Origin of the sequence: Alteromonas sp. D210916BOD_24 (assembly GCF_047159385.1) — a bacterium.
Classification (GTDB): Bacteria; Pseudomonadota; Gammaproteobacteria; order Enterobacterales; family Alteromonadaceae; genus Alteromonas.
The window spans coordinates 3,202,655-3,228,864 of the sequence record NZ_AP038333.1 but is presented as its reverse complement, the minus strand read 5'-3'; the positions used below and the strand labels follow the sequence as shown (position 1 = coordinate 3,228,864).

Annotated in this window: 21 protein-coding genes and 4 tRNA genes; 17 read left to right on the top strand and 8 right to left on the bottom strand. The window is 44.4% G+C overall.

What is annotated here, in order from left to right:
- Positions 1-5: 5 nt before the first annotated feature.
- Positions 6-1,196: a type II secretion system F family protein gene (locus tag ACMCM8_RS13985; RefSeq protein ID WP_412723217.1), complete on the bottom strand. Its 1,191-nt coding sequence runs from the start codon at positions 1,194-1,196 to the stop codon at positions 6-8.
- Positions 1,196-2,887: a GspE/PulE family protein gene (locus ACMCM8_RS13980; protein WP_412723216.1), complete on the bottom strand. Its 1,692-nt coding sequence runs from the start codon at positions 2,885-2,887 to the stop codon at positions 1,196-1,198. The genes ACMCM8_RS13985 and ACMCM8_RS13980 overlap by 1 nt, the downstream gene beginning before the upstream one ends.
- A gap of 102 nt (positions 2,888-2,989) precedes the next feature.
- Between ACMCM8_RS13980 and ACMCM8_RS13975 the strand changes: the two genes are divergently transcribed.
- The 14 genes from ACMCM8_RS13975 (at position 2,990) to ACMCM8_RS13910 (ending at position 14,036) form a co-directional block, all read left to right on the top strand.
- Entirely contained in the window at positions 2,990-3,973 is a 984-nt protein-coding gene (locus ACMCM8_RS13975; RefSeq protein ID WP_412723215.1) for a hypothetical protein, read from the top strand.
- Positions 3,948-4,523, top strand: a complete 576-nt coding sequence (locus ACMCM8_RS13970; protein WP_412723214.1) for a hypothetical protein — start codon at positions 3,948-3,950, stop codon at positions 4,521-4,523. Before ACMCM8_RS13975 ends, ACMCM8_RS13970 begins: the two co-directional genes overlap by 26 nt.
- Positions 4,524-4,642: 119 nt before the next feature.
- The gene (locus ACMCM8_RS13965) at positions 4,643-4,957 is read left to right on the top strand and encodes a hypothetical protein (protein WP_412723213.1); all 315 of its coding nucleotides are present in this window, start codon (positions 4,643-4,645) and stop codon (positions 4,955-4,957) included.
- Positions 4,958-4,990: 33 nt separating this feature from the next.
- Complete coding sequence (locus tag ACMCM8_RS13960) at positions 4,991-7,123, top strand: secretin N-terminal domain-containing protein (RefSeq protein WP_412723212.1); 2,133 nt, start codon at positions 4,991-4,993, stop codon at positions 7,121-7,123.
- A gap of 286 nt (positions 7,124-7,409) precedes the next feature.
- Complete coding sequence (gene murB, locus ACMCM8_RS13955; RefSeq protein WP_412723211.1) at positions 7,410-8,420, top strand: UDP-N-acetylmuramate dehydrogenase; 1,011 nt, start codon at positions 7,410-7,412, stop codon at positions 8,418-8,420.
- A complete protein-coding gene (gene birA, locus ACMCM8_RS13950; protein ID WP_412723210.1) occupies positions 8,417-9,403 on the top strand; it encodes a bifunctional biotin--[acetyl-CoA-carboxylase] ligase/biotin operon repressor BirA in 987 nt (328 codons plus the stop codon). The genes murB and birA overlap by 4 nt, the downstream gene beginning before the upstream one ends.
- Positions 9,404-9,482: 79 nt before the next feature.
- Positions 9,483-10,229: a type III pantothenate kinase gene (locus ACMCM8_RS13945; protein WP_412723209.1), complete on the top strand. Its 747-nt coding sequence runs from the start codon at positions 9,483-9,485 to the stop codon at positions 10,227-10,229.
- A 120-nt stretch (positions 10,230-10,349) separates the two neighbouring features.
- A tRNA-Thr gene (locus ACMCM8_RS13940) sits at positions 10,350-10,425 on the top strand.
- A gap of 7 nt (positions 10,426-10,432) precedes the next feature.
- Positions 10,433-10,517 (top strand) — tRNA-Tyr (locus ACMCM8_RS13935).
- Between the two features lie 33 nt (positions 10,518-10,550).
- Positions 10,551-10,625: transfer RNA gene (locus ACMCM8_RS13930), tRNA-Gly, on the top strand.
- 7 nt (positions 10,626-10,632) lie between these two features.
- Positions 10,633-10,708, top strand: a tRNA-Thr gene (locus ACMCM8_RS13925).
- A 72-nt stretch (positions 10,709-10,780) separates the two neighbouring features.
- Positions 10,781-11,965, top strand: coding sequence for an elongation factor Tu (tuf, locus tag ACMCM8_RS13920; RefSeq protein ID WP_412723208.1), 1,185 nt, complete (start codon positions 10,781-10,783; stop codon positions 11,963-11,965).
- A 429-nt stretch (positions 11,966-12,394) separates the two neighbouring features.
- Complete coding sequence (locus ACMCM8_RS13915) at positions 12,395-12,571, top strand: hypothetical protein (protein WP_412723207.1); 177 nt, start codon at positions 12,395-12,397, stop codon at positions 12,569-12,571.
- 412 nt (positions 12,572-12,983) lie between these two features.
- Positions 12,984-14,036, top strand: a complete 1,053-nt coding sequence (locus tag ACMCM8_RS13910) for an aldo/keto reductase (RefSeq protein ID WP_412723206.1) — start codon at positions 12,984-12,986, stop codon at positions 14,034-14,036.
- Between the two features lie 117 nt (positions 14,037-14,153).
- Here ACMCM8_RS13910 and ACMCM8_RS13905 read toward each other — a convergent pair whose 3' ends face one another.
- Positions 14,154-15,317, bottom strand: coding sequence for a DcaP family trimeric outer membrane transporter (locus ACMCM8_RS13905; protein WP_412723205.1), 1,164 nt, complete (start codon positions 15,315-15,317; stop codon positions 14,154-14,156).
- 246 nt (positions 15,318-15,563) lie between these two features.
- Between ACMCM8_RS13905 and acs the strand changes: the two genes are divergently transcribed.
- A complete protein-coding gene (gene acs / locus ACMCM8_RS13900; protein WP_412723204.1) occupies positions 15,564-17,510 on the top strand; it encodes an acetate--CoA ligase in 1,947 nt (648 codons plus the stop codon).
- A gap of 15 nt (positions 17,511-17,525) precedes the next feature.
- Positions 17,526-18,170 carry a response regulator transcription factor gene (locus tag ACMCM8_RS13895; RefSeq protein WP_412723203.1) on the top strand — a complete coding sequence of 215 codons (645 nt, stop codon included), beginning with the start codon at positions 17,526-17,528 and terminating at the stop codon, positions 18,168-18,170.
- Between the two features lie 110 nt (positions 18,171-18,280).
- Here ACMCM8_RS13895 and ACMCM8_RS13890 read toward each other — a convergent pair whose 3' ends face one another.
- The 4 genes from ACMCM8_RS13890 to rimK form a co-directional block, all read right to left on the bottom strand.
- The gene (locus tag ACMCM8_RS13890; protein ID WP_412723202.1) at positions 18,281-19,219 is read right to left on the bottom strand and encodes an amino acid ABC transporter substrate-binding protein; all 939 of its coding nucleotides are present in this window, start codon (positions 19,217-19,219) and stop codon (positions 18,281-18,283) included.
- 95 nt (positions 19,220-19,314) lie between these two features.
- On the bottom strand, positions 19,315-19,749 hold the full coding sequence (locus ACMCM8_RS13885) for an ATP-dependent zinc protease family protein (RefSeq protein ID WP_412723201.1): 435 nt from the start codon (positions 19,747-19,749) through the stop codon (positions 19,315-19,317).
- Positions 19,739-20,812 (bottom strand): succinylglutamate desuccinylase/aspartoacylase family protein, encoded by a 1,074-nt coding sequence (locus ACMCM8_RS13880; RefSeq protein ID WP_412723200.1) that lies wholly within the window; start codon positions 20,810-20,812, stop codon positions 19,739-19,741. Before ACMCM8_RS13880 ends, ACMCM8_RS13885 begins: the two co-directional genes overlap by 11 nt.
- Before the next feature lie 42 nt (positions 20,813-20,854).
- Positions 20,855-21,760 (bottom strand): 30S ribosomal protein S6--L-glutamate ligase, encoded by a 906-nt coding sequence (rimK, locus tag ACMCM8_RS13875; RefSeq protein ID WP_412723199.1) that lies wholly within the window; start codon positions 21,758-21,760, stop codon positions 20,855-20,857.
- Between the two features lie 231 nt (positions 21,761-21,991).
- Between rimK and ACMCM8_RS13870 the strand changes: the two genes are divergently transcribed.
- A complete protein-coding gene (locus ACMCM8_RS13870; RefSeq protein WP_412723198.1) occupies positions 21,992-22,621 on the top strand; it encodes a mechanosensitive ion channel domain-containing protein in 630 nt (209 codons plus the stop codon).
- A 30-nt stretch (positions 22,622-22,651) separates the two neighbouring features.
- On the opposite strand, the gene ACMCM8_RS13865 is transcribed toward ACMCM8_RS13870, so the two are convergent.
- The gene (locus tag ACMCM8_RS13865) at positions 22,652-26,110 is read right to left on the bottom strand and encodes a PAS domain-containing hybrid sensor histidine kinase/response regulator (RefSeq protein WP_412723197.1); all 3,459 of its coding nucleotides are present in this window, start codon (positions 26,108-26,110) and stop codon (positions 22,652-22,654) included.
- Positions 26,111-26,210: the final 100 nt, after the last annotated feature.

Here is a 26,210-nt window from a genome sequence, read left to right as displayed (position 1 = left end):
TCTATTTAAATTGCAATATCTGTTGATGCAGTAATGGCCATAACAACGCCCATAATCATGACACCAATAATGACACCGACTATTAAAATGGCGATTGGTTCGATTAATGTCATAACTTGCTTCATTTTTCGTTTGCATGCTTCGTCGTGCAATTTTGCTACGGATAGCATCATTTTGTCTAGCTGACCGGTTTTGTCTCCTACGGCAATTAAGTTCATTGACGTGTTAGGTAATAGGTTTGCTCGCGAGAGCGCCTTTGAGAAAGACTCGCCGGACTCCACATCTTTCACCAGTGTTTGGGCACGAGCCCTACGCTGATCAAAACCAATGGATTCGGAAGATAATTTTAACGCAGTGACTAAACTGACGCGAGCAGACAACATGGCACCACACAGCGAGGCCCATTTAGCGGCATCTTGTTCGGCTAACCACGGGCCCACTACAGGAAGGTTAATGGCGCTATTGAGTAACTTCGCCCTAACGGCTTTATTGGCAAAAACACTTGCTAAAAAAGCAATAGCAGCCAGTAGAGCACCAAATATTGGCAGCGGATTCTCGTTGGCATGCTTACCTGCACTTAGTACTAACCAGGCCAATGTGGGCAATTCTTTATTTTCGTTGAGCAAGTGTGAAAATTGGGGAACCACGGCAAAGAAAATAATGAGCATAGCGCCGATCCCCGATGCTACCAGTACGATGGGGTAGGTTAGTGCACTGCGCATATCATTTTTAATCGACTGTTCGTAATTGAGTTGCTCTGAGGCATTGCGTAAAGCCTGAGCCAGTTGCCCGCTCGCTTCCCCCGCCTTAACTAAAAACTGTACATAGTCGGGGAACGGCATTTTGCTTTTGGCAATAGCCGAAGAAAAGCTTTCACCACTTTCTATTTTATTGGTGATTTCTCTAAAGCCTTCAGCCAAACCGTCATGTTCTTTATTTTGTGCCAGTGCATTCACCGCTTCGACCAGTACTACTCCAGATTCGGCCAAGGTGGCTAATTCTTGTAGAGGCAAGACTAAATCGGGGGCGCGTACTTTCTTTCTCGGCCCTCGCTTGGCGATGTGCGCTTCCAGCTTAAACACTTCAATATTGCGCTTGTCTAGTTCGCGAAGCGCTTCAAATTCACTGACGGCTTCTATCTCGCCTTTAGCCTTAACTGAGGTCGAAGCGTCAATTCCCTCATAGTCAAACTTCATTATTCATTCTCTTCAAGTGCGCAGACACGCAAAATCTCATCGACGGTAGTAATACCTTTCGCCGCTTTAATTAAGCCATCTTCCATTAACGAACGAAAGCCTGCTTGACGCGCTTTCTTCCTCAATGCACTCACATCACCGTTAGCGGCGATCAAGCTTCTGATCTCATTCGTAACCGGAATTAGCTCGTATATCCCTATTCGACCTTTGTAACCTTTGCCGTGACAATGGTTACAGCCCACAGGTTGCTTCCATTGCGGTACGTCGACGCTAGAAAGGGTGTTGGAAAAATTTTTGTCTTGCACTAAAAAGGCGGGGGCTTCAGCGTCAACGGAACATTTGGAACACAGTTTTCGAACCAAGCGTTGCGCCTGAACACCCTGAATTGTAGCCGCTGTTAAATAGGGCTCTACACCGATGTCGGCGAGTCGGGGAAACACCGAACACGCGTCATTAGTATGCAGGGTCGACAATACCAAGTGGCCCGTTAATGAAGACTGCACCGCAATATCGGCGGTTTCCTTGTCCCTTATTTCACCTACCATGATGATATCTGGATCCTGACGTAAAAAGGTTCTCAGTGCTTTAGCAAACGTATAGCCAATGTCTTCCCTCGCTTGCACCTGAGTGATCCCTTCGAGTTGGTACTCAACAGGATCTTCTACAGTAACAATTTTTTCTTCACCGGTTTTCAGTTCTGACAGCAGTGCATACAAGGTAGTAGATTTACCCGAGCCGGTTGGACCGGTTACTAACACAATACCGTGACTTAGCTTACTCCACTCTTTAATTAGGGCTAAATGATCAGGTTCTAAACCCAGTAAATTCAGTGAGAGTTCGTCTCGGCTTTTCGGTAATAAACGCATCACGATGGATTCGCCGTGGACATCGGGAGCGGTAGACACCCTCACATCATATTCTAGCTTACCCGCACGGGTACTAAACCTGCCATCTTGTGGCAGTCTTCGCTCAGCAATGTCTAAGTCAGAAATAAGCTTTATTCGAGAGGCAATAGCGGCAAAGCGGGAAGCCGGTTGCTGCATAAATTCTACTAGGCGACCGTCTACGCGAAAACGCACGGTCATTTTAGAGGCACCTTGTTCAACGTGAATGTCTGACGCTTCAGCAAAAATGGCGCGTTCGACAATGTTATTGACTAAATTGATAACTGGCGCTTCTTCAGCCAAGGTGGCGATATCTGTGGTTGTGCCGAATAATTCAGAGACGGCTCGCTCTCGGGTTACGTTATCTTCAATGGTAGATGCCATGGCTGGGGTGAGCAGAGCAAAGGCTTTTTCATTATCACCTAATGCGAAGAGTACGGCTTGAATAGCCGATAGATGATAGGGGCGATCGGTAAAGATAGTTGTTATACCATCCACAGTTGCTGGGAACACTTTTTGATTAATACACCAATCGGTATTAAGGCCACTTTGTTCTACACTGGTTAAAATTGCCTGTACATCGGGGCATTGGTGTACCTTCTCAATCAAGGGCCAATCGAGTACTTCGGCAATGATGCTAAAGAGTCTATCGTCCCCCAACCACCCCATTCTGATCAAGGCGTCTATTTTAGTCGCGTTAAGCTCTTCTGCGGCAAGGGCTAATTGTGATACTTGTTTGTCATCTATCTCATTCGTGGCACATAGCTGTGCAAGAACCAGATCATCAAGCGCTTCAGGGGCAATCATTACAGTTTGTTCTCTATCTCTTTAGCTGCGTCATAGCTAACAGTAATATCAAAATAACTTACCATTACACAGCGACATAAACTTGTTATATTAGAGGAATAAGTGTTAGCTAGCGATCAATTAGCGAAAGGTTACATGGTATCAACGTTGAATACAAAAAGCTTGTCAATTCAAATGCAGAACTTGCTGGATAGGCTGGATAAGCGCTTTTTTAAACAAGCTATGAATGTGGATGGTAAGACTTTCTCATTTTATACCTTTAAAGCATATCCGAAGTCACTGTCAAAACAGGTACGGGAAGACTGGGCAAGGATCCAGGCAAAAGCATTATCTCCCTATGAAAATGGCGAAGTACAGTACTACCTATGTGATTCTGGTGTAGCCATTTGGGCATGCGCTGGAAAATTTGACGGCGTGCCTGAAACTCGGGCTCAGAACCGATTGAGCGACGGAAGCTATATCGTCAAAGGGCAGGTGCATAACTATAAGCAGGTATGGACGCACGGCGTATTGTCTCAATGTTATATTGTAGATTCAAAGAGCGCTTGCGATGTTACGCTTAACACTCAGACTAACCCTTGGGCAATTGAACGCCAGATTGACGCTTTACTTACTTCTCCAAAATACTGGGCAAGCGCAATAGGCCTTATATTAGCCACAGTATTTGTTTGGTTTGTGGTAGCCAAAGCCACTATTTTTGCCAGTGTTTCTGCGTTAGAAGATGAGATAGCGGCGTCTGAACTGGCAATGGGAGATGTGTTAACCCAACAGGTTGAACTACAAAGCAAGGCGGATGTCCTAGAGCAGATCAATCAATGGCGTCACCGCTTTTTACCTTTGCAGGTAGTGGTGGGGGAAGTGGTAAAAAGTGTCTCTGAGCAGACGGTATGGAACGCCGCTTCCATCGAATGGCAGTCGAATACCTTGGTTACCGAATTAACCTCAAGTGATATTGACATTGCGTCTCTAGTGCAAGTGTTGGAAAATAATGCACTTATCAATAAAGCGGCCGTGCGACCACACGCCAGAGAAAACACCTGGGTTTTAGAAGTAACGTTTAATGAAAATGCATTTTCTCAAAGATAGTCAGTTAGTGAGAGAGCTTAACGATAACCGTCGACTACAGTGGTTATTATTGGCGTGCCTCATTATTCTCGCACTTTCGCTGTCTAAAAAAATGATAGATATTGTGAGTGAGGACGCGTTTGAGGTTCAGCGGCAAGCCAATCTGTTGGCGAGATTAGAATCGGCGGGTGATAATGTTCTGACAGAGGACGCTAGGCAAACATTGTTAGCAGAATATAAAGCAGCCTTAACTAGTATTCCTGTTGTGTCTTCATCTGGTGTCGCTGAAGCACAAGCATTGAGTGTCAATGACATGAGAATCGGCCACATTGTGAATAAACCGAGAACTAACCTGATCGGGGTCGAGCGATTGCAACGCGGTGATGAAGTGTTTTTTCAAGTGCGTATTGAAACGGCTGGCCGGTTGGATGAGTCACAGTTTATTGGGCTACTTAGTGTATTTGACGAAAATGCAGACAGTTTTCGATTAGTATCATTTCAATTTAAGCCTAATGCATCCAATGCGGTGTCCATTGTAGGCGATTACCTTTACAGGAAATCAAAGCAATGAATAGGGTTTGTTGGTATGCTGGTGGCTTCGCTCTGCTCTTAATCATAGCAACAGTCTTGTCCTACCTGCCCCATACAAGTGCGGGGAATAGTAAAGACGCTAGGTCAATGAATTTTTCAGTGAAAAAAACAATCGACAGTGACTGGAAGGCGACCCTGATGGCAGTACCGAATTATGCGCCTGTCGTCGAGGAAAATCCTGACACAATAGAAAGTGCCCCAGAGCTAACTATCGCTGATGGTAAATTACTGGGTATTGTGAATACCGGTTCTCCCAGTGTGGTCATATTGGTTCCCGATGAATCAAAGCCGCGTACTATAGGTCTTAATGAAGGCTGGTTAGATAATTGGGTAATTGAAATCATCAATGATGATAATGTTGTTTGGACACATACTCAGACTTTTGAAAAACATACGCAAATGATGTTTCAATAAACTCATACTATTAAAGTAAGGTGTATTAGATTAATGAAGGTAGATAGATTACCGAGTGGCGCAAGGACGTCCATATCTCCTCGACTGCAAGTATTGTCATTAGCACTCGTGTTGTCTTTGCTGCAAAGTTGTGCCTCGTTTCGGGGGCCCGCGTATAAGCTTTCACAAGAAAATGAAGACAGCTTTAACGAGCCGTTAACTAGCCCTTCTATAAAGCAGAATGAACCAGTGTCGCCGGTAGGAAGCACCGACTCATCTTCGCGTGCTGACAAGCCGAATATCAAAGTGTCAGTGGCGCCTAAATTAGTGTCACAAGAAGAGTACGAAGAAGCCCGTGAACTTGTCATACCGGCACTGTCATCAGATTTTGTTGGTAAACAAACCTACAGCGATTTGCCTATTCCTGCTTTTATCAACGAAATTTACGGCAATCAGTTAGGGCTTAATTTTGTTATTAATCCATCGATTGAAGCGGCATCAGATTTAGTCACATTGCGTTTAAGTCAGAAAATGAGTCAACGAGACCTGTTTATTCTGGCAAGTAATACCTTAAGACAGTATGGGGTGTCGTATTATATTGAAGACAATGCCCTTATTTTCGACTATGCCCAGTCGTCCAGCTTCGAAGAAACCCCACTTATTATGAGCGGTGTTGCCTTACCTGAGGTGCCGCCTGGAAATCGCCCGGTATTCTTTGTCTATACCATGACATCGACACAGTCATTAAGTGTCAATGGTATTCTACGTGAATTGTTTACCGGTAAAGATCTTGAAGTGACTAACGACCCTACGCGTAATGCACTTATTCTGAAAGGGAGTAGCCACAAAGTTAAAGACGCCATTGAAGTCATTCGATTGTTGGATAGGCCTTCCCTAGCAGATAAACAGTCTCAAATTATTACACCCTCTGTGAGTAAACCGTCTGAACTTGCGGCAAGCTTGGAGCAGGTATTACAGGCGGAAGGCTTCTTTATGCAGCAAGGTGGGCAAAACAGCGTAATCAAGCTATTGCCCCTCGATGCAGCTGGGCAACTGGTGGTTTTTGCTAATTCTAAAGAGGTTATGCATTACCTAGTAGAGTGGTCTGAAAAACTTGAGCAACGCCGCCAAAATGAAGTGCAGAATGGCCTATTTGTGTATCGCGCCCAAAATACGCAAGCCGAGTATATTGTTAGTTTGCTGTCTAACCTGGGTATGGCAAATGGTGTGATGAGCTCCAACAGCGAACGCAATGAACGCCAATCAAGCTCAACTCAATCAAAAACGTCACAGAATAGTAGCAGTGATAACCCACTTGCAGAAGGTCGCCTTGCGGTAGATGAGCAGCTAAACCAAATCTTGTTTAGCGGAAGTGCTAAAAGCTGGCTTAATATGCTAGAGATGATTAAACAGCTTGATAAGCCCTCGCCATCGGTCTTAGTTGAAATTGTATTGGCCGAAGTGGTGTTGTCTGAAACTGAAACCTCGGCGATCAGCTGGCTTCACTCGAATGCTAGAAATTTGACCGGAGGCTTTTCGTCGCAGTTTAATACATCGGGGTTACAGCTTACATTTAATACTGCAGATACGGTTAATGGCGTATTAAACTTTCTATATAACAATACTAAAACAACAGTTCGCTCGCGGCCTCGAGTAATGGTAAAAAGTGGTAAAGAGGCCAATATAGAAGTGGGTCGTCGCGTTCCTATTGTGTCGACCAATGTCCAAAGTACAGTAAGCTCTGACGCCAATATTATTCAAAGTGTGGTATACCAGGAAACTGGCGTATTACTTAACATTAAACCAATAGTACATGCCACAGGGTTTGTTGAAATTGAATTGAGTCAGGAGTTAAGTGATGCGCAGACCAATACCTCAAGTGGTATCGACTCGCCCATTATATCAACGCGAAAAATAGAAACTACGCTGACGTTGCGCGACGGCGCAGGTGTAGTATTTGGTGGATTAATCAGTTCAAACAATACTGATGGGGAAAACGGCGTACCGGTTATAAGTAAACTTCCGCTTATTGGTAATCTGTTTAAAGGCGATAATTTGACCAATGACAGAACCGAACTCATGGTCATGATCATCCCTTATATTTTAGATAATGCGAATGAAGTTGAATCTATTTCTGATGAAATCAGGGCTAATAGAAAGGAACTACTTGAAAAGCTAGAAGAGTAACTAAGGTTATTTTCGTAAATTTTAAAAAAGGGCGAAGCGTAATAGCTTCGCCCTTTTTTATATGGCACATTTTATTTAACAAAAAGCGACGGGAGGCACGTTGAACAGCCATGAAAATAGTGCGTTAAAAAGGTGGAGGCTACAACATACACAGACTTGTACAAATATTGGTTCTGCTGCCTAGCCGAAATAAATGCAACTATTATATGTTGGTTAGGGGTTTCGCTTTAAATTGTTGGCACGTTAATCTACCATTGAGCGAATTCTTAGTTTCTCGTGTAAAACTATGTCGTCATTACAATGCTATAGCACATTTAAAATAGATGTTTCCTGTGCTGCCATTACGTCATTTACTGATGTTGCTTCATTTTTATCGCTTTACGACGCCAAAAAGCTTACTTACCTCTTGGGTGGGGGCAGTAACTCTATCTTTATTGAAGATTTTGAAGGGAGTATTCTGGTCAACAAGATCATGGGCATAACTCACTACGACACGCCACAAAATCATCACCTTCGCGTTGGTGCCGGAGAGAATTGGCATGAACTCGTCACTTTGTGCTTACAAAATAAGTGGTATGGAATGGAAAACCTGGCACTTATTCCTGGTTCCGTAGGCGCATGTCCCATTCAGAATATCGGGGCGTATGGGTGTGAAGTTGAGAAATTCATCGACAGCGTGGAATGTGTTCTACTAGAAACTGGTGAGCAGGTGCTCCTTAACAATGTCGACTGTCAGTTCGGTTATCGGGACAGTATCTTCAAGCATGACCTTGCCGGTAAAGTGCTGATAACCCACGTCAACTTTACGCTACCCAAAGCGTATGAACTGGAAACCAGCTATGGTGAGCTTGCGCAACTTGATGAGCCAACACCTGAAAAGATATATCACAAAGTCATTGAAGTGCGGCAAAGTAAATTACCCGATCCAGCACAATTGGGTAACGCGGGCAGTTTTTTTAAAAATCCGGTGATCGATCAAGCACAGTTTGATGCCATATCTGAAAATTACGCCTCAGTCCCTCACTTTATGGTTACTGATGATAGAGAAGGGCGAGACGAAAGAGTTAAAATTCCAGCAGCATGGCTAATTGATCAAGCCGGTTTTAAGGGAAAAACACTAAATGGCGTAAGATGCCATCCCACGCAACCACTGGTACTGACCAATATTGGCGGCGCTTCGGGGGCGGACGTTTTGGCTATGGCGCGGGACATCGTGTCCAGTGTGAAACAAAAATTTGGTATTTCACTTGAGGCGGAAGTACGACTTGTGGGTAAAACAGGACTCATAACACTATGAGACAAGCATCTAAAGCAATAAGAAAGCATATACTTGCCTTACTATCGGATGGTCAATTTCACTCTGGAGAAACCATCGCCCAGCAAGTCGGGTTATCCCGCACCGCCGTGGCAGGCCACATATCCCAATTGGCAGATTGGGGGCTGGACGTATTTAAAGTTAAGGGTAAAGGGTATCGATTGGAGCGAGGGTTTCCAATGTTAAGCGCAGAAAGTATCAAAAAGCATTTAGGGAATACCAAACGAGCAATGGTCGAAGTGGAATCGGTGTTACCCTCTACCAATACCGAAATGAAAAAACGCATTGCCAATAGTCGCGAAGATCTTGAGAACGGTGATGTGATCTTTGCCGAAATTCAGACTGCTGGTCGAGGTCGTCACGGACGTTCGTGGTTGGCACCAGTCGGTGGTAGCCTGACGTTTTCTATGTATTGGTCATTTCCTGATGGTTATCAAAGTATGGCTGGCCTGTCTTTATTGGTGGGCTTAGCGGTTTGCGATGCATTAAAAGAGTTTGGTGTTGAAGATGCGGAATTGAAATGGCCAAATGATATTTATCTTCAAGGTAAGAAGTTGGCTGGCGTATTAATAGAAGTAGAAGGGCAAATAGGTGCGACCGCACATTGCGTAATTGGTATAGGGATAAATGTTTGTGTGCCCGATAATCAATACGATGTGGGACAACCGCATAGTGATTTGGCCTCTTATTTAGGAACAGTACCCGACCGCAATGCGTTAGGTGCAGAAATAATAAGATCACTGTGGTCTTATTTACCTAAGTTTACACAACAAGGGTTTGGACCATTTGTTCCTCATTGGGAAGCGTTAGATCTTTACGCCGATAAACGCATTGTTTTGCAAATGGGCGAAAAGCGCTTTTCGGGTATAGATAGAGGGGTGGATGCAAGTGGGGCACTATTAGTAGAAACACAAGATGGCATTACCCGATTCCACGGCGGTGAAGTGAGCCTTAGAGGGAACTGATTGTTTACTTTTTCCCTTGTCGCACATATTTGCCGTTAATTGGTATTTGTAGATAAACCCGCTGACAACACAAAAAACTATGAAGAATCTCAACGAAAGCCAAGTCATTTTAGTTGATATTGGTAACACCCGCGTTAAATATTCCCTTCTCAGTCATGCCGAAGAAGAGCCTAATGCATGCGAAGATGCCCGTTCGCTTTTCAATTTTATTGATTCTCAGAAAAAAATTTCCCATTTATACATTGCCTCGGTAAGAAATCAGGAAATGGTTGGTGAAATTTCCACCATGTGTAACGAACGAAATATTATTTTTGTAGAGAAGCACACTGAAAAAGAAGCATTTGGAATTAAAAATAGTTACGACAATGTTCAAAAAATGGGCGTTGATCGCTGGCTTGCAATGATTGGCGCGGCAGAAAAAGCAAAAAATGCATTTTTTGTGATGGATGTGGGTACGGCAATTACGGTAGATTTTGTGGTAAGTGGTCAACATTTAGGCGGTTGGATAGTGCCAGGATTTCAAGTGATGCGAAATGCATTGGTGGCATCAACACAAAAAGTATACGCAAATGATGAAATTCCAACCACCTTTGGGGTCGGGAATGATACCGAAGATTGTGTGGCATCAGGGTGTCATGCTGCCGTATATGGTGTTTATTTGAGCGCGGTTGATTACATATCAAGCAAACAAACCGATTTTGACGTGATTTTAGGGGGAGGAGACAAAAAAGTGTTTGCATTCTTAAAATCCGCTGATAATATGCGCCTCGCTCATTTAGTGATGCAGGGTCTTGCCCGCTACGCTCGAAGTGAACTGCTACAGTAAACGTCGACGTAAGTTTTTGATTGGTTGAGAAATTGGTCAAAAAGAAAATTGAAAAATTTTCAAAAAGACACTTGCAACGAGTAAAACATTACTCTAGAATGCGCACCCACTTGATGTAGTGCCGACTTAGCTCAGTTGGTAGAGCAACTGACTTGTAATCAGTAGGTCGCCAGTTCGATTCCGGCAGTCGGCACCATCAATCTGGAGGGGTACCCAAGCGGTCAACGGGAGCAGACTGTAAATCTGCCGGCTCAGCCTTCGCAGGTTCGAATCCTGCCCCCTCCACCACTTTCTTATGAGGTGGCCAGAGAATTAGGATTTGCGGGCATCGTATAATGGCTATTACCTCAGCCTTCCAAGCTGATGATGCGGGTTCGATTCCCGCTGCCCGCTCCAAATCAGTGCTGATATAGCTCAGTTGGTAGAGCGCACCCTTGGTAAGGGTGAGGTCGGCAGTTCAAATCTGCCTATCAGCACCAGTTTTATTTCTCCCCAGCTCATGTTGTTAAATTCAAAAAATTTTTTAATGTAACTTTGCTGGGATAAGAGAAATGGCAAAAGAAAAGTTTGAACGTACGAAACCCCACGTAAACGTGGGTACAATCGGCCACGTTGACCACGGTAAAACTACCCTAACTGCAGCAATCACTACTGTTCTTGCAAAGACATACGGTGGTTCAGCTCAGGCATTCGATCAAATCGATAACGCGCCTGAAGAAAAAGCACGTGGTATCACCATCTCTACTTCACACGTAGAATATGACACACCTACTCGCCACTACGCGCACGTAGACTGCCCAGGACACGCTGATTACGTTAAAAACATGATCACTGGTGCTGCACAGATGGACGGCGCAATCCTAGTAGTAGCTGCGACTGATGGTCCTATGCCACAGACTCGTGAGCACATCCTACTTGGTCGTCAGGTTGGTGTACCTTACATCATCGTATTCATGAACAAGTGTGACATGGTTGACGATGAAGAGCTTCTAGAGCTAGTAGAAATGGAAGTTCGTGAACTTCTAAACGAATATGACTTCCCAGGTGATGACCTACCAGTTATCCAGGGTTCTGCTCTTAAGGCGCTTGAAGGCGACGCAGAGTGGGAGAAGAAGATTGTTGAGCTAGGTGAAGCCCTAGATTCATACATCCCAGAGCCAGAGCGTGCAATCGACAAGCCGTTCATTCTTCCAATCGAAGACGTATTCTCAATCTCAGGCCGTGGTACAGTTGTAACAGGTCGTGTAGAGCAAGGTATCGTTAAAGTTGGTGAAGAAGTAGAAATCGTAGGTATCAAAGACACTACTAAGACTACTTGTACTGGTGTTGAGATGTTCCGTAAGCTTCTTGACGAAGGCCGCGCGGGTGAGAACGTTGGTGTTCTTCTACGTGGTACTAAGCGTGACGAAGTTGAGCGTGGTCAAGTACTAGCTAAGCCTGGTTCAATCACTCCTCACACAAACTTCGAAGCAGAAGTATACGTATTGTCTAAAGATGAAGGTGGTCGTCATACTCCATTCTTCAAAGGCTACCGTCCACAGTTCTACTTCCGTACAACAGACGTAACTGGTGCAGTAGAGCTTCCTGAAGGCGTAGAAATGGTAATGCCTGGTGACAACCTTAAATTCAAAGTTGAGCTAATTGCTCCGATTGCGATGGACGAAGGTCTACGTTTCGCAATCCGTGAAGGTGGTCGTACAGTAGGTGCTGGTGTTGTATCTAAGATCCTAGACTAATCTAGACTTAGTAACACAAGTTCCAAAAAAGCGCACTTAGGTGCGCTTTTTTTATGCCCGCGATATATTCGCTCGCGATAAAAATGCATCTCCTACACGGCCCAACACCATCTATTTTTCAAATTAGGTCCGTCTTATGCCTGTACTTCTATACCCTTACCTATAGCTATTTTTTAAGCCATTACTTTGACCGTATGACAGAGATTGTCACTATCAAATCGCCCATTGAGTATTGCTGTTTGCTGTGTGATTTTGTTTCAACTAGAAGGGGGGAAAGCTTGGATAGCACGCAAATCGCTGTAGAAATTAATATCAATTAACAACTTCATAAGATTGAAATCAGGAGATTCAATCACATAAATCGATTAATATTGATTTCTATACGCAGTGAAGCACGCCATAATGAAGCTATTCAACAAGGAGTTCACTATGAGTCAACTATTTAAAAAACTATCAATTTCTTCACGTAACAACGCTGCTGGTAACGTGTCTGCGCCTTGCCACATAGAGTGTAACTACAACAATAATTACTACGGCGATCAGGTCTGTGTGGCAGTTAAGCCTGCGAAGCCCGAAGTGAACCGCCATCTTGGCATTCAGGTGTAAAACTATTTTTTAGATAACTATGACATTCCACATTTATTTATGATGCTTTGCTTCAAAGCCAAGGCTCTTTAATTTGCTATCGAGGGTGACACTGAATGGTACGAGCGCTTATTTGATTCAATTTGCCTTAATTAATCACTAATTAATCAGGACAACTGCGACTTTTTCATGGGATTTTGCTAACGTAAATGTACTTTTATATTCTCTTGCATTAGAAGGTAGTCGCTTGCGTCGGCCTCGTACACATCTAATTTTTTAGTCTCAAAGATTACCGCTTTGTGAAACCGTAAAAAATAAGAAGAAGCGGATGAAGTGTACACAGGGTGGTGAAGACGACTAAGCCTACCAAATTCGGCAGGAGAAGGGATTGATGCAGCAATTAACTTGCTGATTGTAAAAAAGGCAAATCATAATGAAATTCAATCATCTGGGAACCAGTGGTCTGGAAGTCTCTGAAGTGTGCTTGGGCACTATGACATGGGGTATTCAGAATACTCAGCGAGATGCAGACGAGCAAATCGGTTATGCCCTCGATAAGGGGGTAAACTTTATTGATACCGCAGAAATGTACCCGATACCACCTAATGTTGATACCTATGGTGATACTGAACGCATTATTGGCAACTGGCTCTCTCGCAATCAACAGAAACGTTCAGATATCGTGTTAATGACCAAAATTGCCGGTGCTGGTTTGAAGTATATTCGCAATGGGGGGCCAATCACAGCAGAAGCGATTGCTAACGCTCTCACATACTCCCTCGAGCGATTACAGACCGATTACATTGATGTATACCAGTTACATTGGCCCAATCGCGTTACTCCCCATTTTGGAAAGCACTGGCCAGACGGTGCAGATCCTACTAAAACTGATAGAGAGAAATCGGTAGACGGGATGCGCGATATTCTACTAGGTATTAAGCGGGCAATAGAAGAAGGCAAAATACGGCATTGGGGGCTGTCTGATGACACCCCTTGGGGCATCCATACCTTTCTTACATTGTGTAAAGAAATGAACGTACCGCCACCGGTATCCATACAAAATGAATTTAGTTTGGTGCATGCAAAAGACTGGCCTTATCTAATCGAAATGTGTGAATTAGAAAATATCGCTTATTTACCATGGTCACCGCTGGCAACGGGTATCCTCAGTGGTAAGTATCTCGAGGGGGCGCGACCACAAGGTAGTCGTTGGACGCTGATCCAAAGAAATGGTCTATTTAGAGATAAAGCACCAGCTCATCATGCGACAATAAAATACATGGAAATTGCCCGCCATTTGGGGATAACACCTTCTCAATTGGCACTGGCATGGTGTAAACAAGTTCCCGGTGTGACTTCAACTATAATAGGTGCAACAACATCTTCTCAGTTAGCTGAAAACATCGAGGCTTTTGATATCACCTTGTCAGATGAAACCTTGTCACAAATTCACAATGTGTTGCGGGAGTTTCCTTTAGGGTTTTAGGTCGAATTTTAGGAAAAGGTGAGCAAGCATTACAATGGCAAAAACATAGCGAATATAAGTCTAAAAAAACGGCGCACAAGGCGCCGTTTTATTTCTTAAAGCTTTTCTACTACTCGATCAGAATGCGTATTTAGCCGATACTTGGAAGCGATTCATATCACCTTCAAGACCAGATTCTACTTCTCTATGTGCAAACGCATATTCAGCACCAACTGTTAGTGCTTTCGTTGGAGAGTAGAGGAAGTTTACGCGTGTGCTGTAGGTACTTTCTGTAGTTGAAAGACCGGTAAGCGCAACATCATTATCAGCTTCAAATGCTGAGAACATAATGCTACTACGTGCTTTTTCGCTCCACACGTGGCGGTAAGCAATACCGTAACCTGTTGAATCGATAGTTTCCAGGTCACCGCTTGCTGTCAATACCGCACCGTTTACTGCGTTAAGCGCAGAATAACGGCCTAGACCAGAACCCGTGTTGAAGGTAAAGCGAATATCATCGCCATTGCCAAGTAAGAATTTACCCGTTACAGACACACCAAAGCTGGTTTCATCTGCGTCGATATCACCGCCATTGTCGTAAGACAATTGTCTTAATAGACCTGCGACTTTCCAGTAGCCCCAGTCGTGTTTAGACGTATACGCCGCCACAAAGTCAGGAAGGCTATTGTCATCACTGACAATACGGCCACCACCGCCAAATGGTGTAATGGTTGATTCAGGGTTTTCTAGTGCGAGTTGTAAACCGCCGTTGGTATAACGCACCATGACTTGACGACCAAAGGTAATACCGTCTGTCGTACCAATGAAATCAAGGGACTCTGGTAATGCACCTACGTCCATAAACGTGGTCCAGGTTTGACCAACCAACCAGTTTTTGTATGTTAGGTATGCATGACGTACACGAGGCACGTAAGAGTTACTGATACGCTCATCACCACCACCAGTTACTACAAAGTCGAGTTCGAAAACACCGTTTATAGTATCGCCTTCAGCTGTAGGTGTAGACGTTGAGAAGCGGAAACGAGAAGTTCGAATGTGTGCGTCAAATTGTGCATCTTCGTCAACGCCACCAACTGGAGTTAGTGAAGGGATATAAAAGTCGCGACCGACACTACCAGTGGCGATCGTACCATCAGAGTAGTCACTCATCATGGCATCTACTTTTATATAACCTGTGAATTTCACACTTGTATCGCCAATTGTGGCTGCTTGTGCTGCGCCGCCTGATGCTGCTAAGCAAAGCGCTACCGCTGTTGCTGTATTTTTTATTTTAGCTTTCATCGTGTTTTTCCAAAAAGAGTGGTTAATTAAATGTAAATTCAACGTTAACATTGCTAATTGTGTACTTATTATCGCAAATTTAAATAAGCCCATGGTCGCATAAGACCATAGTCGTATTTATAAGGGTAGTGAACGATCGGTGAATAATCGATAAGACCAAAGTCTCATTTTGCTTTGTGGGTGAATGACTAGAGTGTTTTACCATAAAACAAAATATTTACATTTTCGATCTTGGAGGCAATCTATATGACCACCAGCAAAACTTACTCTGTGCCTGAACACATTCTTATGTCTACTCACTTGGACGCCTCACAATATGAAGCGATGTACCAACAATCAGTAGATCAACCAGAAGCGTTTTGGGCTGAACACGCGGCCATACTTGAGTGGTACCAAAAGCCCACCAAGATAAAAAATACCCATTTTGGCGAGGACGATGTTTCAATTAAATGGTTTGAAGACGGCGAACTGAATGCCAGCTATAACTGTATCGATCGCCATTTAGCGAAAAATGCTACCAAGGTTGCTTTCCATTGGGAAGGGGATTCGCCAGAAGATAGTCAAGACATCACCTATCAGCAAGTACACTATGAGGTGTGTAAACTGGCTAACGCACTAAAAGAAATGGGAGTCACCAAGGGTGATCGCGTGGCCATATATATGCCTATGGTGCCCGAAGCCGCTTATGCCATGTTGGCGTGTGCCAGAATTGGTGCTGTACACTCGGTCATTTTTGGCGGTTTTTCACCCAATGCAATTGCCGATCGCATTAACGACAGTAACGCCAAGGTGGTAATTACTGCCGACGAAGGCCGTCGCGCTGGAAGAACTATTCCGCTTAAAGCCAACGTTGACCGTGCGCTGTCGAATGGTGCATGCCCTTCTATTACACACGTCGTGGTGCACAAACTTACCGGTGGCGACGTAGACTGGAATGATTCTGTTGATGTCTGGTGGCACGAAGCCATTGATGGCTGTGCATCGCAGTGTGAGCCTGAGGTGATGAATGCTGAAGATCCACTTTTCATTCTTTATACGTCTGGCTCAACTGGCACGCCTAAAGGTGTAGTTCACACTACTGGTGGTTATTTGCTTTATTCAGCGATGACCTTTAAGTATGCCTTTGACTATAAAGAAGATGATATTTATTGGTGTACTGCTGATGTAGGTTGGATCACAGGTCACAGCTACATGGTGTATGGCCCTATGGTCAACGCGGCATCACAAGTGTTCTTTGAAGGTGTGCCTACTTATCCAGATGTAAAACGCATTGCGCAGGTGGTTGAGAAGTATAAAGTAAATAGCCTTTATACTGCGCCAACCGCTATCCGTGCATTAATGGCCCACGGTGATGTTCCAGCAGAAGGATGTAACCTGTCTTCTTTACGTTTACTGGGTACGGTAGGTGAACCGATTAATCCAGAGGCATGGGAATGGTACCATCGCGTAATAGGCGAAGGTCGCTGTCCGATAATTGATACCTGGTGGCAGACGGAAACAGGTGGACATATGATCCTGCCTCTGCCTGGTGCGACAGCCCTTAAACCAGGCTCTGCTACCCGTCCATTTTTCGGTATTCAGCCAGCGCTGTTTGATGCAGATGGCAATGAATTAGAGGGTGTAGCGGAAGGTAACTTGGTGATTAAAGATAGCTGGCCAAGTCAGGCGAGAACGGTATACGGCGATCACCAACGCTTCATCAATACTTACTTTAGTGCTTACAAAGGTGTGTATTTTACCGGTGATGGCGCTCGCAGAGATGAAGACGGTTACTATTGGATTACAGGACGTGTGGATGATGTTCTGAACGTGTCTGGACACCGTTTAGGTACGGCAGAAATAGAAAGTGCACTGGTGGCGCATCCTAAGGTGGCAGAAGCTGCGGTGGTAGGCTATCCCCATGACATTAAAGGTCAGGGTATCTACGTTTACGTCACACCAAATGAAGGTGTAGAAGTGGATGAAGCCCTGACGAAAGAACTTAAAGCGTGGGTACGTCAAGAGCTGAGCCCCATTGCAACACCAGATATGATCCAATGGTCACGTGGTTTGCCTAAAACCCGTTCAGGTAAGATTATGCGCCGTATACTGCGCAAGATTGCCGCTAACGAGCACGAGCAATTAGGCGACACTTCTACATTGGCTGATCCTTCGGTTGTTGATACACTGATAGAGGAGCGTCTTAACAAATAACGAAGGACATAGACAATGATAACCCTTTTAATCGCTGATGATCATCCGCTGTATCGCGATGCACTGAGAGGCGCACTGTCATTGTCGCTTCCCGCCCTGACCCTGAAAGAGGCGGGAGATCTGAACACTACGGTCGATATCCTCAACAATGAAGATATCGACCTGTTGTTACTCGACTTACACATGCCTGGTAGCAACGATTTGTTCGGATTATTGCACATTCGTAAACTCTTCCCAGACCTCCCTGTTGCCGTAGTTTCCGGTACTGAAGATACCACGCTCATATCTAAAATAATCAGCGTTGGCGCGCTTGGATTTATCCCTAAAACGGCCAGTGCTCACGACATTGCCAATGCGGTAGAAGCCATTTTGGATGGTGACGTATGGTTACCAGAGAGCCTAAGTGAAAATGTAGATGAAGTGAATGAAGCGTTTTCTGAGTTGGCAGACAAGGTAGCTTCGCTCACGCCATCGCAGTACAAGGTATTGTGCTACATGCGTGACGGCTTATTGAACAAACAAATAGGCTATAACCTGGATATTGCTGAGGCAACGGTTAAGGCCCACGTTACTGCAATCTTTAAAAAGCTTGGTATTAATAACCGTACGCAAGCGGTACTTATTGCTTCACAACTAGAGCTTGAGCCTCCCACGCAATAGCGCTTTAACGCGAGCTGTTAAAGCGTTGAGTCAGCTAAGGCCACTGGGCTAACAGAGCGCTTTTCGTTGCGCATTAACCACATAACACTTTGGGTGAAAATGCGTTGAGATTATGGATGTGATATCGCGTGTTCGTGCAAGAATTTGCTTAGTGCCTCACGACTTTGGTCACTGACAAGTGGATTAGTCAGTTCAACGAGCTTGCGATTTTTCATTAACTTCATGCTCTGTTCATAGCCGGGTTGCTGCGACAAAAGCGTGTGAAAGCGACCGTTTTCGATAAGTATAAGCAAGCCTTTTGCTATGCGTTCGGCAAGTAGTGTGTTGTCACTGGCGACGAAGTAAAAAATGGGGTTGTCGTAAGAAATCAGCAGGCTGTCTTCAATGATCAGACCTCTACTTAACGCTTTGTCTTCGAATTCTTCCCGAATTTCCATCACGCTTCGGGGAAACATGTCAGCAAAACCTTCCGAAACAATTCTAAACGACGCGCGATAAGTCGTTTCTAATACTGAGACATCATTGGCTTTAAACACTTTAGTATCAGGCCAGTCATAACCCATAACAGCACGGAAAGCCTTTAAATCCTGTAGTGATTCCACCGAGCGAAATCGTTGATCCCCCTCTCGAATAAATAACACGCGTTTACCAAAAAGGCCTGCCATGATGGGGATGCGAATAGGTAAAAAGTGGGACTCTCGTTCGGTAGAGGCGACACTCCAGGTCACATCTAACATATTGTGCTCTAGGCTGCGCAACTGGCGTTCTTGGGCCGATTCTTCCTGACTCACCACAAGCTCAAACGAGCCGTATTTGTCCTCAGTAACGGCAAGGGCCTCGCTGAGTAGTTGACGGGCATAGGCATATACGGCATCTCTACCAGGATGAACATTGGGTAAGCGTAAAACCGTATGAGGAAGGTTTGCATCAGTGACATTTTCGCCCACCTTTTCACTTTGATCAGTAAGTGCGAATGCACTTGAATTCAAGTGTGCCAGTGAACAAAATAACATTGCATTGATGAATCTGCGCGTCATTCCAATATCCATTAATTTTCGCCTTTTTCCCTTAAACTACGGCCGGAAAGACCATCATTTCCACTTATTAGTCACTGTGCTATACAGTGTACCTAAGTGGCTTGCTATTAGTCTTTGCCGGTGAGCAAAAAGTCGTGTTCAGGATCGACAATAAACTGACCGCTCATGGCTTCTCGACCAAGTAGCATGAGATAGGTCATCTCAGAGCGGTCGGTGAGGGTAAGTTGAATGTCCCATTGATTACCATCCATAATTATAGGCGTAATTATTACATAACGCTTTTCTAATGTTGCGGTAGAGCTCTTGACGCGCTTTTGACCTTCGACTCTTGCTTCTCGACGCACTACACGCTCTACGTTGTGAATATCAGGGTGAATATCGAAGGTTATCCACAATTCATCGTCTTTTTCAAACTCTTCAATATTATCTACATGTAATGAAGATGTTGCGGCTCCTGTGTCAACTCTCACCGTTAAATCTGTAATAGTTAACTTTGGTAAATCACACAGTTCAACCGCACCTACAATTTTTTTATTTTTCATAAGGATTTTCTACCGAATATGATTCAAGTGTACTTTGCTCTGGTGGTAATAAATTATCTTGTAATAGTTCAACATGTTCAGCCACAGTACCAGGCCTTGAAAAGTATGCAATATGGTACACGGCTTCTCCCTCTTGAGTGAGAGGAATATTCTGTTTGCCAATGATAACCCCTTCGGCTGGGCTTAATATATAGTTTAAATGGTTGCCGAAAGGGTCTGCAATAACCGCTAATTTGTCACCTACCGCAACGTGATCACCTAGCTGCGCTAAATGCGTTACAAAGCCACTGTCAGATGCGCGCACCCATCCGCTCTGACGAGCAATAAATTGCTTAATTTCGTGCGCCTTTCTAGATGGTTTGCTGCGACTTTTACTCAGCATGCCGAGGTGTCTCATGGTATTAATTATGCCTTTTACACCAGCACGAATAGAGAGTTCATCATAACGCAATGCTTGACCCGCTTCATAAAGCAATATTTTAACGCCATTCTCTTTGGCTGCTTCACGCAATGAGCCATCGCGTAGTTCGGCGTTGAGTAAAACCGGTACGCCAAACGCTTTCGCCATTTCCAATACTTCTTCGTTGTCCAGATCGGCACGAATCTGGGGTAAATTACTGCGGTGGATAGCGCCAGTATGTAAATCAATGCCCACATCACACTTGCTAACCACTTCTTTTAAAAAGAGGTTAGCCAAACGACCAGCCAATGAGCCTTTTTTGTTGCCTGGAAAACTGCGATTAAGATCTCGTCTGTCTGGTAAGTACCGAGACTGGTTGAGTACGCCATAAACGTTAACCATTGGTACAGCAATCAAAGTACCTTTAATACTGGTTATAGCCTTAGAACGTATAAGCCTGCCAACAATTTCAATGCCGTTGAGTTCGTCACCGTGGATCGCCGCGCTAACGAACATAGTGGGGCCGGGGCGTTTACCCCGCTTGACATATATTGGAATACTCATGTTCGTCGCCGTGTACAACGGCGGCATTTTTAATTCAATCTTCTTCGTTTCACCGGGTGAAATGGATTCCCCCCCGATTTTTAATACATCATTTACCACTAACGCTTTCCTACCATAGAAAGTTATTTTATTGTTAATTAATTAACCTTTACCACGGGTTTTGGTTTTATGAGGCTCGGCACTTTTCTCGATGAATTCAATGATCATTGATGCAACGTCTTTATTGGTTGCTTTCTCAATACCTTCTAAACCAGGAGATGAATTCACTTCCATGACTACCGGGCCACTGTTAGAACGAAGAATGTCCACACCACAGCAATTTAATCCCATAGTTTTCGCTGCATCTACTGCCGTTTTGCGTTCTGCTGGGCTCAGTCTGACTAAACTGGCTTGACCACCACGGTGTAAGTTAGAGCGGAACTCGCCAGCAGCAGCCTGACGCTTCATAGCGGCTACGACTTTGCCTCCTACGACAAAGCAACGGATATCTGCGCCACCGGCTTCTTTGATAAATTCCTGAACTAAAATACTGGCATTAAGACCCATGAACGCTTCAATAATCGCCTCTGCGGCTTTTTGGGTGTCGGCAAGTACTACGCCTATGCCTTGTGTACCCTCTAATAGCTTTATCACTACAGGGGCGCCACCAACGGTTTTAATTACATCGTCTATTTTGTCTGGGTGGTGAGCAAAGCCTGTTCTTGGCATCCCAATCCCTTTACGGGAAAGTAATTGTAGTGAACGCAGTTTGTCTCGCGAGCGGCTGATAGCGACTGATTCATTTATGCTATATGTGCCCATCATCTCAAATTGACGAACAACAGAGGTGCCGTAGAAACTGACAGAAGCCCCAATGCGAGGAATAACCGCATCGTAATAGGGAAGTTTCTTACCGTGATAGCGTACCGATGGACGTGAGCTGGTGATGTCCATGTAGCAATGCATGGTATCGATAACATCCACTTGGTGGCCACGAGCTCGCCCAGCTTCCACTAAACGCGACGTTGAATAAAGCTTAGAATTTCTTGAAAGAATAGCAATACGCATTTTAAAAACCTGCTGTTTGTACTTATTTTTAACTGAATTTTTAGAACGACTGTACCCACGTTAGAACGTGAACAGTGATTAGACAAGTATTTTTGCGGGCATACTAATGTAAGGCCTACTGCCTGTCTTACGAATAATTCTTGTTGTGTCGATTGCTTTTAATGCATGAACTTGTCTGGTATTCGCGATACCATTGGCGAAAATAGTTCATTATTTAAAAGGTTGTATCGAATGAATGAATGGTGGCACACATTTTTGTCCTGGTTAACTGAATATCAGTCAAATGTTGTGTGGAGTGGTATTGTATTATTGTTCTATTTGGCAACGTCTCGCAAGCTTTTACCAAAACTTGAAACCAATATCGAAAAATCGAAATTAAAATCTCACAGTGCAATTAAAGGGCTTTTTGCTGCACGAGTGCTCGTTGGCACGGTAGCCATAGCGCTACTATTACTTGCATGGGGTATTGATTTTTCAGGGCTTTTGATGCTGTCAACGTCAATTATCACAGTAACAGGGGTCGCGCTTTTTGCCAGCTGGTCTTTAATCAGCAATATCACAGCATATTTTATTCTGTTAACCAATGTGGCGTATAGACGCGGAAACTATTTGCGGATCCTAGATGGCGATAATTATATTGAGGGAATGATTGCGGATGTGGGGCCATTTAGCACGCGTTTGGTCACTGCGGAAAGGGAAACCTTGATGTATCCCAATAATCTTATTCTTACGCGACCAGTGTTGCTAAACCCCAAAGTCCATTGGGGTTCAATGGGGAAGGTGGTTGGTAAGTCTGCAAACGAGAAACCAGTTTTGAAGGTAGAACAAAACAAAACACCCGAAGAGCTCGTAAGTAAGTAAAAGTGAGCTCTACATCTTTTAAGAATACATTTACGCTTCATTCTCGTTGACATTGTTTGCTTCTCTAATATAGCGGGTCATACTCTGTAACAGGGCTCTTAACTTGGCTGGCTTTAACGGCTTAGCTAAAAAGTTCACGCCCTGTGCTTTACATTGTGTGACCAATCCTTCGTCTGGGGTCGCTGTAATCAGTGCCGCAGGTACTACAATATTTAATCGCGAACGAATCTCCTCAATTAGCGCTAGCCCGTTTTTCTCGTCATCATGACTTAACTGATAATCCATCAACAGAATTTGTGGTTGAATGGTTTCACACAGTGTCAGGGCATCGTCCCAATTATTGGCCATAGCGACGTTAATTCCCCATTTGGTCAGCAGTGTATGCATGGCGTCAAGATTTTCACGTTGATCATCTACGCACAACACATCCATACCAGTGAATGTCGTATTACGGGGTTTGGCCGTTTCGCTTGATACTTCTTTCGGTATGGCTTTGGCAAGTGTAAAACTGAAGCAACTTCCCTTACCTACTTTTGAGAGTACTCGGATATCACTATTGAGTTGTAAACTCAATCTTCTTACCACACCCAGTCCTAACCCAAGGCCGTGCTCTTTACTGTCATTGGCGCGAAAGAAGTCACCAAAAATGCTTTCTTTTTTCTCATTCGAAATCCCAATACCCGTATCCATCACTTTAAACTGAACGGTATCGCCCACAGGCTTAACCGTAAATAGTACTCGCCCTTTGTCTGTGTATTTCACAGCATTAGACAGTAAGTTTTGCACTATGCGGTATAAATACGTTTTGTCAGCCACCACCCAACAAGGCCTAATAATTGGGGTGAATCTGAGACCTTTTTCCTGCGCGCGCATCGCCATTTCATCCAGTAACGGCGAAAGTAAACTACACACATCAACAGACTCTAACTCGGGCTTCATTTCCCCTTGATCCAGACGTGCGATGTCTAACAACGTGCCAATGAGGTTTTCACTGGACGTCACACTGTGATTGAGCTTGCGTATAATCGAATGGGCTTGTTCAGAGAGTTCTTGTTCTTCAAGCGCGCTCACATACAGTTTTGCTGCGTTTAGCGGCTGTAATACATCGTGACTTGCCAGTGCTAAAAAGCGCGTTTTACTGGCGTTTGCATCCTCAGCGGCTTTTCTCGCTCGAATAAGCTCTTTTTCTGCCTCAGAACGGCGTTCAATTTCAAGGCGAAGTTCTGCATTGATAGAGTGTACTTCTTCCGTGCGCTTCTTAATTCGCGCTTCAAGGTCAATATTCGACTCTTCCAGTGCCTGTTGAATTTCGACGTGTCCGGTGATGTCATTAAAACTGGTAACAAACCCACCACCGGGCAGCGGGTTGCCTACCATTTCAATAACACGTCCATCTTTGCGCAGACGTGTAAATCGATGAGGCATGCCTGAGCGCAAGTGAGTCAACCTTTTTTCTACTTCAGCTTCTACGTCATCGGTGCCGAACTCACCTTGTGACGCATTGTAGCGAATGAGTTTCTCAATTGGCGTGCCAACAGCAAGTAAATTGTCTGGATAGGGATAGAGATTGGCATAGCGCTTGTTCCAGGCCACCAAATTTAAATGTTTATCCATCACACTGATACCCTGATCCATATTCTCAAGTGAGGTCAGTAGGGCGGTCATGTTGAATTGCATGGCTTGGGTTGTATCATCAAAAAAGTTGATGATTTCGGTGAAGTCCATTTTCTTTCCGCGCAATGCGCTGTCTAACAGCACTTTGGCACTGGATGCGCCAATTACTCCCCCTAATGCCCGTTCACAGAATGAAAGAAACGATTCATTTGGTGTCGCGTCATGCTTTAGTTCACACCGGTTGAGATGTTGATATTGCTCTAAAAGCTGTTCACATCGCCCTGTGCCCATAAACGTTGAGAGCAGGGTTATAAGATCGGAAACCGTAACATCCGTCGCTTGGGTTTTAACTGTGTTATTTGCCGAAATAGTGGGAGAGACAAATGCTTCTGCCTGAATACGGTCAATAAGTCGCTGTGGGGCAAACCAAGAAAAAATTGTATAAACCAGTGTGTTTGCGGCCAAACTTATCATAGCTCCTTGGCTAATGAGTTCATTTTGCTCCAATTGTGAAACCTGATCGCTGACAATCGGAAGTACTAGCCACAGCACCCAAATAACAAGGCCAACCATTAAACCTGCGTATACACCATGGGCATGGGCTTTCTTCCAGTATAGACCACCCACAATAGCAGGCATTAATTGGATGACGAGAGAAAATGCTATAAGGCCTATTGAGTGTAACGAACGGCTGCCAGTCATTTGTTGGTGATAGACAAATGCCATCAAGAGAATGAAGGCAATAACGATACGACGAATTAATCGGATGCGACTGGCCAGATCTTGCTTGTTATCGGACTGCCCACTAAATGCAAAAATCCTCGGCAAGATGACATCATTAGTCAGCATGGTACTCAAAGTCAGGGTAGCCACAATGATCATTGCCGTGGCAGCTGACAGTCCGCCAATAAAAACGATGACCTGAAGTAAGGTGGATTCTGAAAAAACCGCTAGTGACAAAACATAGGAGTCGGGTTCAATGCCCGCTCCCGAGAAAATGGCTTTGCCTGCGATTGCAATCACAGGGATAACTGCAGATATCACTGTGAGATAAAGAGGAAACAGCCAACGAGCCGTGCGAATATGCCCTAAACTTAAATTGTCGATAATTGCCACGTGAAATTGACGAGGCAAACAGACAATAGCAGCTGCTGCCATGATGGTTTGGGCTATAAATGAAAAGGAACCGAATTGCGCGAGGGCAGCTTCATTGATAAAGCTGTCAAAAAAAGGACCCGATTCAGTGGCCTTCCACGCGTGGTAACCGACAAAAGCAACAAGTACCAGTGCCAGAAGTTTAATTGAGGACTCAAACGCGATTGCCAGCATAAGTCCACGTCGATATTCAGTCACGTCGGCCTGTTTAGTACCAAAATACATAGCGAATATGGCAATGAAGGTGGTCGCTGCCAAAATAATCACGTCACTATTGGCTTGCTGAGTGAGTAATTGAAAGGTGGCACCCACCGCCTTTAACTGAAGCGCAATATACGGGATGGTCGCGAGCAGGGCGATCAGTGTGACAACCAGTGCAACGGTTTGGCGTTTCCCGTACCTAGAAGCGATAAAATCTGAAATAGTGGTGATATGCTGCTTCTTACTCACTAGGGTCATCTTATAGATGAATTTATACCCCAATGCATAGACCAAAATAGGCCCTAACATAATAGGAAGGTAAATCCAGGTATCGCGGCTGGCTTGTCCCACCATGCCGAAAAATGTCCAAGCAGTACAGTAAATGGCGAGGGCAAGGGAGTAGATGGCGGGGTGTGATGTTATCTTGCGCGCAGCGGGCGAGTTTTTCTCCCCCCAACTGGCTAGTGAAAACAACAAAAACAGGTACAACACAGCAAGTGTAACCCAACCAAAAACCATAACTCACCTTTTAACTAAGCATTAACAACTTTGATTTTATTATAATCATCGCGACCATAGTCTCACCTACGACCATGGTCTCATTTTGAATTCTCATAGG